Source organism: Streptomyces sp. NPDC047515, from assembly GCF_040643055.1.
In the GTDB taxonomy this organism is placed as follows: domain Bacteria; phylum Actinomycetota; class Actinomycetes; order Streptomycetales; family Streptomycetaceae; genus Streptomyces.
In genome coordinates, this window is record NZ_JBEYTM010000113.1 from 1 (window position 1) to 9171 (window position 9171).

Here is a 9171-nt window from a genome sequence, read left to right on the forward strand (position 1 = left end):
GAACCCCCGCCCCTTCGCCTGGACGAAGAGCGCCGACGAGATCCTCGAACGCCTCGCCGCATATCTTGATCGAATTCCTGGCGCAGGACACTAGGCCATGAGCACACAAAGGCCGACCATCCCGGCGCCTTGAGCCCGTCACGCGGTCCTGTCGAGGTGCGCCGGTGAGGTGTGACGATTCCAGGAGGCTTCGATCCGGTCGTGGGGTGCTGCAGCCCGTCGAGGGGTGGCATGGCCGGCGTATTCGGCGAGCTGCCGGCCGTTCTTGCGGCCCAGCGGCAACGGGCCCGCGCGTAGTCCCGCATACGGCGCCGGGGCCCCACCCGGGCGAAACGGCCCCCGACCCGCACGAACAAATCACCAAGTTCCGCTGCCCGACGGCTCGTTGGTGCATCGTTCATGCGGGCGGACTGCCCGAAACGTTGCCACTCAAGCGGCGCGGCCACACGTTCGTGCGACGACCCGGCAAAGACCGGCCACCGCTCGTTCCAGCCCGCTACACGCTCCACGCCCAAGCCGCTGACCAGGGCTGATGGAGAAGTACGGCTGGAGTACTAGTGCAGCGGCGCCCAGTTCGCCACGAGGGGCTCCCTCGGGTCCTGCCAGACCAGGGCCCCGTCGGCCAGGCCGGGAACCGTCCCCGAACGGCCCGGCGAGGGCATCAACGCCCCCCTGCCCTCCTTGACCGCCTCCACCACCGCCGCCAGCAGGCCGGCGAAGGACATCTCCCCTGCTCCGCCCGGGGCGTCCTCCATGGCCAAGGAGCCCAACCGTCCACTGCCGCAGTCGATGGTGGAGCCCATCCAAGGCTCGTTCACCTCGTTCGTGGTCAGCGGAAGCCACAACCGGCCCCACTCCTCATCGAACGAATCGCACAGGTCATCGCGAATGTCGACAGCCGTCGCCACCGGCAGCAATGCGTGCTGATCCAAGAACAGACCCGCGCCCGAGTCGGCGTCATCAACTATGCCGTCGTTGACAGCCCACACCGCGCGCAGCTCAGGATCCAAAGCGAACCCCATGCGCGCCTCCATCCGGACCAGCGCCTCTTCGCCGGCACCAGGCCGAAGACAGGCGGCGGAAAAGGGGGCACGGTCGGCAAGCCGGGCGGTCAGCTCCCGCCGCAGCGCCACAGCCCGTCCAGCGTCGTCGCCTGCATCGTGCTGATCGCCCATCCCGCCAACCTATCCGCAGGCAGAAGGGACAAATAGCTCCCGGCCACCGTCGGGTCGTCCGCCTGCCGAGCCCGCCATGCCCGCATCCTCGCGCCGCCGCCGCTACCCGTCCCACACGACCACAGCCGAGTGGGCTCTCCCGGAGCCTCTCCTCCCGGTCCCGGCTTGCCGGACCAAGACCGGCGGGTGGTGCTGGAGGAGAAGTGGCCGGTCCTGGGCCGGCACGAGAGGGCGGCCGAGTGGCCGCGGGTGTGGACGGATCTGGGTCGTGAGCCTCGGACGATCGATGCGTACGCGCGAGGGCCGGCCGAGCATCTGCAGGTCTGCGAACGGGATGAGGCCGACCCGATCGCGTCGAACCGGTTGCATGTGGCCGCGTTCGTGAAGGAACTGTCCACGCGGCCGAGCCGTCGTGGTCCGAACGCGATCACGCTGGATTCCGGGGCCGGCCTGGCGAACGCGACGCCGTAGCAGCGGCTGGAGCCGGTGCGGTTGCTTCCGCGCAGCAGCCCTGGAACGGTGCCCGCGCACGGGTTCACGGCCGCTGGGGGGACTGCTTGCCCCCCGCTCTGCACCTACCGCTAGAGTGCGATGCTTGTTCGATTCGCCGCGAGGCGGAGGGGGAGGGGTTGTGAGCGCACAACTGAGAGACACTGCCGGAGAGTTGGCGGAAATCTTGTGGCGGGAACACACCGTGTACCGGGAGCGGTCCGGCGGTGTGGTCATCAGAGGTGAGCATGTACGGCGGTGGATCAGCCTCGCTCCGACGGGCGGCCGGGACGAGGTCCTCGTACGCGCGGGGCGCATCCTGGACGGCGGTACCACCGCTCCGGCGCGTTCGGAGGCCGTGGTGCCCCTCTCCGCCGGTACAGGCGTGCTCGCCGCGTCCTGCCGTCGCCTGCTCGCCGAGGCGGCGGCCGACGCGACGCCGGTCGTGCCGGGACAGGCAGCGCCCGGGCGGTCCAATCACTCCGGGAAGGCCGCGCGGCCCAAAGGCAGTGGGAAACACACCAGTTTCGGTTCATGGGTGATCCTCGCCTGCGTCGCCGGTGTGATCGCCCTGTACGTCTACAGCACCGCGATGCACGGCTGAGGCCTGTTGCGAAAGCCTCCGGCAGCAAGCGTGGCGGTGCGGGAGTGGCCGTGGTGCGCTTCTATCGCGGTCGCATCAGGTGGAGGCCCCCCCATGCGTCCAGCACCGTTTCGTGTCCGGCCTGCCGGGCTGCTGTCTCGACCTGGGCGAAGAGCCGACGCTGTGTGGACACCTCGCCCGCGAGGGCATGTCCGTCGCGGTCGTTCTTGATCGAGCGGTAGAGAAAGTTGGCGCAGGCATCGAGCCGTGCGCCCGCTGCCCGGAAGGCTTCGTCGGCATCGAGCCGGGACTTGCCGGCCAGGATCTGCGAGCGGCGGCCAGGGGAAGGCGGCCGGACTGTGCGCACTGGTGTGCCGAAAGGTGAGGGCAGATCCGCAAGCCACCCGATGCTCGCGGTCAGCGGGATCCCGCAATACGTTTCCGGCAAGAGAAAAACCTTCAGTGCGCCTTGGCGGCCGGCGCGGAGAGCAGTCACCGCGCCGGCCGCGTCACCGATCCGCGGGAGCCGTCAACTGGATGTGTTGCGCCGGGCAGTCACCGTCCAGCGGCCGAAGTCGTAGACAAGCGACTCGTCGCCGACCGTGGCCGTGAAGGTCGAGCCCAACTTGTTCTGCTGGAGCCATGGCGTGTCGAACAGCTTGAACGCGTCGTAGTCGATGGGCGTGCCGTTGACGAGGTGGGCGTCGCCGGGGGCTTGAGCCGCCGAGTCGAAGGCGATGTCGAGGTCGTCGCCGCGCAGGCTGTGATAGACGACGCGAGGATTCGACTCCTCCAAGTGGCTCGTGTCCAGGCGGGACTTGCTGGCCAGCGCCGTCGCGAACGAGTTAAGGCTGGAGAACTCGGAGGCGTCCGCAGTCTCCAGTACCCACCCGTTGGTGTCGGCCTGGCTGCGCAGGATGTCGTAGCTGTAGCTGAGACCGGCGGTCGGGTGCAGCTGCGCCGTCGTCTTGACCTTGTTCGGCGGGTCGTTGGGGGTCTGGTGGTACCAGGTTCCGGGCTTCGCCAGCCTGTAGGCGAAGTACATCGTCCCAGTGGAGGCGACGGTCCAGTCGTCCACCTGACGGCGTTCTTGGACGGAGCCGTTGGCGGGGAACATGGCGTTGATGTAGTTCGAGGTCTGGTCGCCGGACGACTTGTAGACGCCCACGGCCGTCGGCCCGTTCTGCATCACGCGCTGGTTGGCGGGCTGGTCGTACGCGCCGATCGAGGCGTTGCCCTGGTCGACGGAGAGCCGGAACAGCGGGTTCGCCTCCTTCGACTGCCAGCGCAGGACGACCGGCGCGTCCTCGATCCAGTTGTCGATGCGGCGGTACTGGACCTCTGTGCCCAGGCCCCAGGTGGGACGCACGTAGCTCGTGCGGTAGACATCCATCGCGTGGCCGCTGGAGTTCTGCAGGTTCGTCTTGTGCGCCGTGAAGGACTTGTCGGTCTTTCTGCCGATCGTCACTGCGGACTCGGGCGGTTCGTAGGTCGAGCCCGGCCAGGCGAGGAGACCGGCGTACTCCAGGTCCGGACGGTAGGCCGAGGGCGCAGGGTTGTCCGACTCACCCACGCCCGCCTGCGCGCGGTGCGCCCCGAAGTACGTCCAGGCGAGCGTCGAGTGGTCGGCGGGGCGCCAGGTCGGGTCGTTGACGGACGCCAGGTCGCCCTTGGCCCGGCTCTCCGACGAGATCATGTAGCCGTTGTCCCAGTCGCTGGCCCACTCGAACCACATCACGTCCATGGCCATCTTCACCTGGCGGCGCAACTGCTGGTCGTCGGACCACTGGTGGAGGGCGTTGAGACAGAAGTAGGTCATGATGGTGTACTCGGGGCTCTGGTACTCTGCCCAGCCACGCTTTACTCCCGCCTGCACCATCTCCAGGATGTTGGCCTTGTTGATCTCCTTGAGCTTCGCTCCGGAGTTGCCGTTGAGGTCAACCACGTCCGGCAAGTACTGACCGACCAGATAGCCGGTGACGTAGTTGCTCATCCGCAGATTCTCTGTCTGCGAGAGCTTCTGGTAGCCGTACTTGGCGAAGTAGCTGCGCACATGCTCCAGCATCTCGGGGCTGAACTGGTCGCCGGCCATGAGGTAGGAGTACATCTTCGCCACGCTCTTGTACTGCTCGTAGTCGTACCCCTGGAAGAGGTTGTCCAGCTTGGTGAGGTTCGATTCCACGTTCTCGTGATCGATGAGCTGCGCGGTGTACTGCGCCACGTTGGTGGCGCCGTCCTCTTCCTTCATGGCCTTCGTCTTGTCCCACAGCCACTGCGTTCGGGTCTTCACGGTGCCGGGGTAGGGGGCGGGCGAGGTGGGCTCGTACGGGCCGGTCGAGACGTGCAGTGCGGAGCTCATGGGGCTCACGTTGCCGAGCGCGTCCCTCGCCCGCACGGTGAAGTCGTAGCCGGTCGCGGGCATCAGGCCGGTGACGGCCGTCGAGGTCGAGGAGCCGCTGACGGAGGCGACCTGGGAGCCGTCACGGAAGACGTCATAGCCGGTCACGCCGGTGTCGTCGGTCGACGCGTCCCAGCGCAGCGGCACGCTGGTCGCGGTCACCGCGCCCGCGGTCAGGGACGTCGGTGTCGTCGGGGGCGTGCCGTCGGATACTTGGCCGGCTTCGTAGACCCCGAAGTTGTCGACCGTGATCGCCTCGTCGGTTCCGCCGGTATCGACCCGCACCGAGAATCCCAGCTCCACCGTCGACACGAGCCGATTGCCACCGTTCGGGACGATCGTGAAGCGGTACTCCGCGATGTCGCTGTCGTCGACGTGCTCCAGGGAGCCGGAGGTGCTCTTGTAGGCGGAGGTGCTCGTGAGGCTCACGGCCGGGACGGCGAAGCGCGGCACCAGGACGTTGTCGAAGTTGCCGAACTGGATCTGTGCGTAGATGTCTTTGTTGACCGGCTTGTCGCTGGCAGCGCTGCGCTTGAGGTCGTATTGCAGGACGAACTGCTGGGCCGGGCTGCCGACAGGTTCGCGGTAGACGGCGTTGATGCGGTCCTTGAGCGTGCTGGTGGACCAGCGGTGGTAGAAGTAGCTGGAGAGATTGGCCCCTTGGGAGGCGTCGCGCAGCTCCAGGGCGTTGTCGCCATCGGCACTCACGATCTGCTGGGTGCCTCCGGACGACGCATTGGACAGGGCCAAGGGGCTTGTGCCGCTGTCGAGCCCGTCGTCCATGTCCGCTGCGAGGAGGTTGACCGGCGTGTCGTCGGCTGGGATGGCGACGGCGCCGGGGGCTTGTGCCGCGAGAAGCACCGTGACGCACACAGACGCCAGAGTTCCGTACAGGACTCTCATGGATCGTCCTTTCGTTGGCACTGATTGACTACTTGCCGGACCCCGTGACCAGGCCTTTGCTCCAGAACGACTGCAGGGACACGAACATGGCGACGACCGGCACGACGGACAGCAGCGCTCCCGTGACGACGGTGGCGTAGCCGATGGGATAGCCCTGCTGTTCGCGCCAGCCGACGAGACCGACGGTCACGGGCTGGAGCTTGGTGTCGGCGAGCATGAGCGAGGGGAGGAGGTAGTTCGTCCAGATTGCGACGAACTGGAACAGGAAGATCGTGACCATCGCGGGGGCCATGATCTGCATCCCCATGGCGAAGATGCGCAGTTCTCCTGCTCCGTCGATGCGCCCGGCCTCGATCAGCGCGTCCGGGATCGACGAAGCGGCGTAGATGCGGCTCAGATACACGCCGAAGGGGCTGACAACGCTCGGGATGAAGACGGACCAGAAGGTGTTGATCACACCGGTGTGGCTGAAGATGAGGTACAGCGGGACGGCGAGCACGGGGGCCGGCAGGAGCACGGCGGCGAGAACGGTGCCGAAGACGGCCTCGCGCCCGGGGAACGGGAATTTCGCCAGAGCGTAGCCGCACATGGAGGCCAGCAGTGTGGAGACGACTCCGCCGCCCGCGGCGTACAGAAGCGAGTTGAGCAGCCAGCGCGCGTAGATGCCGCCCTGGACGCGGAACAGGGTCTGGACGTTGTCCCAGAGGGCGAAGTGCTCGCCGAACCAGAAGCCGTTGCCGGAGAACAGCTCTCCGCTGCCCTTGGTTGCGGAGACGATCAGCCACCACACAGGGAGCAGGAAGTAGATCGCGAAGAGTGTCATCACGGCCAGCACGAACAGGCGCGAGGCGGGGTTCACGGTCGTCAGCGGGTGTCCCGGCGTTCGCCGCGGCTTCGGCTTCGGCTTCGCGGGCTTCGGCGTGGTGGGCGTGGGCGTGGGCGGGTGCATGGTGGCGGTCATCAGCCGACCTTCCTGGCCGAGGCGCGGAAGACGGCGACGGACAGCACACAGATCAGCGCGCCGAGCAGAACCGACTGCGTGGCCGCGTAGTTGAAGTCGTTGTCCGACAGGGACCGCAGCGCGGCCATGATCGGTGTGTAGGTGGACGAAAGGTTGGGTGCCACCGATTTCATGGTGGCCGGCTCGTTGTAGAGCTGGAACGTGCCGATGATGGAGAAGACGAGGGTGAGCAGCAGGGCCGGTCGGATCTGCGGCACCTTGATGAGCAGCGCGGCCTTCCAGCCGGAGCAGCCGTCCAGGGCAGCGGCTTCCATGGTCTCCTCGGGGACGGCTTGCAGGGCTGCGTAGATGAGGATCGTGTTGTAGCCGGTCCAGGCCCAGGTCAGGATGTTCGCAATGGAGAAGGGCAGGGCGCTGTCGGTGACGAAGCTGAAGTCGATGCCGATCCCTTCGAGAGCCCGGGTGACGGGGCTCAGCGACGGTGCATACAGGAACGACCAGACCAGTCCCGCGATCACACCGGGCAGCCCGTATGGGATGAAGTAGGCGATCCGGAAGAAGCGGCCCCCCTTCGTGGTGGCTGAGTCGAGGAGGAGGGCGAGGACGAGAGCGGTGCCGAGCATGACCGGCACTTGGATGATGCCGATGAACGCCACCCGCCCGAGGGAGGCGAGAAAGTCCCCGTCATGGAACACGCGGACGTAGTTATGCAAGCCCGCGAAGGTGGTTTCCGCGCCACCGAGGCCGAGGCCGGAGCGTTTCACGGCGAAGAAGCTCTGCGTCAGGGAGTAGCCGGTGGGCAACAGGTAGACGACGACGAAGACCAGAAGGAACGGGAGTACGAACGGCGCGGCCCGGCGAAGCTCGCGAAGTCGGCGCCGCCGATTCGTCACGGAGGACACGGTCACCTTTTCTACGGAGGAACAGGGAAGGCGCGGGCGTGGGGGCGGGGTCGCGCCCACGCCCGGGGCGCTACTTGGCCAAGGAGAAGCCCTGGGACTTCAGTGCAAAGACCGTGTCCTTCTGGGCGCTGTCGAGGGCGTCCTGATAGGTCGCCTTCTTCGTGTGCACCTTGCCGAGGCCGTCGCCGAGAGCCTTGGAGGAGGTCGACATGATCGGCCCCCAGCGCCAATCCGGGTTCACCTTGGCCGACTCGTCGCGGAAGAGCCTGTAGATGGGCTGGTCGCTGTAGTAGCTCTCCGGCGCGTTGAGGGCCGAGTTGGCGAGCCCCGACTTGGACGCGGGCAGGATGGCTGCGGACTTGATGAGGTTCGACACGGACTTGTCATTCGTGGACATCCACAGCGCGAACTCCGCCGCTTCCTTGGGGTGCGCGCAGTCCTTCATCACGGCCGTGGCGGATCCACCCGAGTTGCCGACCGCTTCCGTAGTGCCCCACCGGGGCATGGGCGCGACGGCCCACTTGCCGGCAGATCCCGCCGCGTTGTCGCGGATGAGGGAGGCCGACCAGACCGGGCCGACCTCGGCCCAGACCTCGCCCTTGCTCCACGCCGAGTACAGCGCCGCGTCGAAGGCCGGGTACGAGGCGAGGAGCCCCTTGTCGAAGAGTTTCTGCCAGTAGTCGCCGACCTTGCCGTTGGCGGCGCTGTCGAACGAAACTTCCCAGGCGTCGTTCTTCGTACCGAACCAGGCGGCGCCACCCTGCCACGCGAACCCGGCGTAGAGGTAGGGGTCCGTGGGGAGGTTCATGATGCGCGATGAAGGGTCCTTGGCCTTCACCGCGGCCGCGGCCTTCGCGAAGTCGTCCCAAGTCCTGGGCACGGCTATGTCGGCGTTCTTGAACAGGTCCGACCGGTAGAACATCGCCATCGGCGCGGTGTCCACCGGCACACCGTACGCCTTGCCGTCGACGCCGACGTTGCCCCACACCCACTCCGGGAATTCGTCCTTCTGCTCCTTGACGTAGCTGCTCACGTCCTGCAGGACGCCGGCCGCGAGGAAGCTGGTGAACGTCTCGTACCCCACCTGCGCCAGACACGGAGCCTTGCCCGCCTTGGCGGCCGTGAACATCTTGTCGTAGCCGCCGGAACCTCCGTTGGTGATGGCCTCGTACTTGACCTTGATGTCGGGGTGCGACTTGTTCCAGAGCTCGGCCGACTCCTTGTAGCCCTGAGCCCAGCCCCAGAAGGTGATTTCCGCCGGGCCACTGGAATCTGCTTCCGGGGAGCCGCCGCCGCACCCGGTCAGCATGATGCTGGTGGCGGCGAAGATGGCTGCGGCAGTGATTCTTGTCCTTCGCATGGCCATGACGTCCTCTCAGTTCTTCCTCGATACAGCGCGGTTCGCAGTGGGTGGGGGAGTGGTGCCCGTCGTACGGCGAGGTGAGTGTGCCGACCTTGCCCATGTGTTGTGTCCGGGACGTCTGCGCCCGCCGCATGAGCGACTGCTGCGCGGTCGACACAAGGGGGGCGCGAGAGACGCCTCGCGAGTCGCGGCAACGGAGAGCGTCGCCCCGCGCCACTGGTGCATCAGGCTGTGGACGCCTGAGTGCGGAAGAGCAGTCGGCCGGTGGGGGGCGCCGGCCGACCCACAAAGGTGGCAGTGGCCTAAGCCTTGATCCACCGATCTGATGGCGGTGGATAACTGTTCGGGAAACGAGGAAGTGCCCTGCGACCTGCGATGATGGGAGTTCTTGAGGCTT

General features: G+C 66.9%; 7 protein-coding genes and 1 pseudogene. 2 read left to right on the top strand and 6 right to left on the bottom strand.

Annotated features, from left to right (window positions below):
- Positions 1-554: 554 nt before the first annotated feature.
- Complete coding sequence (locus tag ABZ826_RS38120) at positions 555-1175, bottom strand: hypothetical protein (RefSeq protein ID WP_361459019.1); 621 nt, start codon at positions 1173-1175, stop codon at positions 555-557.
- Positions 1176-1361: 186 nt separating this feature from the next.
- On the opposite strand from ABZ826_RS38120, the gene ABZ826_RS38125 reads away from it, so the two are divergent.
- Both ABZ826_RS38125 and ABZ826_RS38130 read left to right on the top strand, forming a co-directional pair.
- The gene (locus ABZ826_RS38125; protein ID WP_361459031.1) at positions 1362-1646 is read left to right on the top strand and encodes a hypothetical protein; all 285 of its coding nucleotides are present in this window, start codon (positions 1362-1364) and stop codon (positions 1644-1646) included.
- Positions 1647-1848: 202 nt separating this feature from the next.
- On the top strand, positions 1849-2268 hold the full coding sequence (locus ABZ826_RS38130; RefSeq protein WP_361459029.1) for a hypothetical protein: 420 nt from the start codon (positions 1849-1851) through the stop codon (positions 2266-2268).
- 61 nt (positions 2269-2329) lie between these two features.
- Here the strand turns inward: ABZ826_RS38130 and ABZ826_RS38135 are convergent.
- The 5 genes and pseudogenes from ABZ826_RS38135 to ABZ826_RS38155 form a co-directional block, all read right to left on the bottom strand.
- Positions 2330-2578 (bottom strand): annotated as a pseudogene (locus ABZ826_RS38135) (hypothetical protein); the annotation flags it as partial.
- Between the two features lie 198 nt (positions 2579-2776).
- Positions 2777-5548, bottom strand: a complete 2772-nt coding sequence (locus ABZ826_RS38140; RefSeq protein ID WP_361459021.1) for a fibronectin type III domain-containing protein — start codon at positions 5546-5548, stop codon at positions 2777-2779.
- A 28-nt stretch (positions 5549-5576) separates the two neighbouring features.
- Complete coding sequence (locus ABZ826_RS38145) at positions 5577-6509, bottom strand: carbohydrate ABC transporter permease (RefSeq protein ID WP_361459023.1); 933 nt, start codon at positions 6507-6509, stop codon at positions 5577-5579.
- On the bottom strand, positions 6509-7402 hold the full coding sequence (locus ABZ826_RS38150) for a sugar ABC transporter permease (protein ID WP_361459025.1): 894 nt from the start codon (positions 7400-7402) through the stop codon (positions 6509-6511). Before ABZ826_RS38150 ends, ABZ826_RS38145 begins: the two co-directional genes overlap by 1 nt.
- A gap of 79 nt (positions 7403-7481) precedes the next feature.
- Positions 7482-8771 (bottom strand): sugar ABC transporter substrate-binding protein, encoded by a 1290-nt coding sequence (locus tag ABZ826_RS38155; protein WP_361459027.1) that lies wholly within the window; start codon positions 8769-8771, stop codon positions 7482-7484.
- Positions 8772-9171 lie beyond the last annotated feature (400 nt).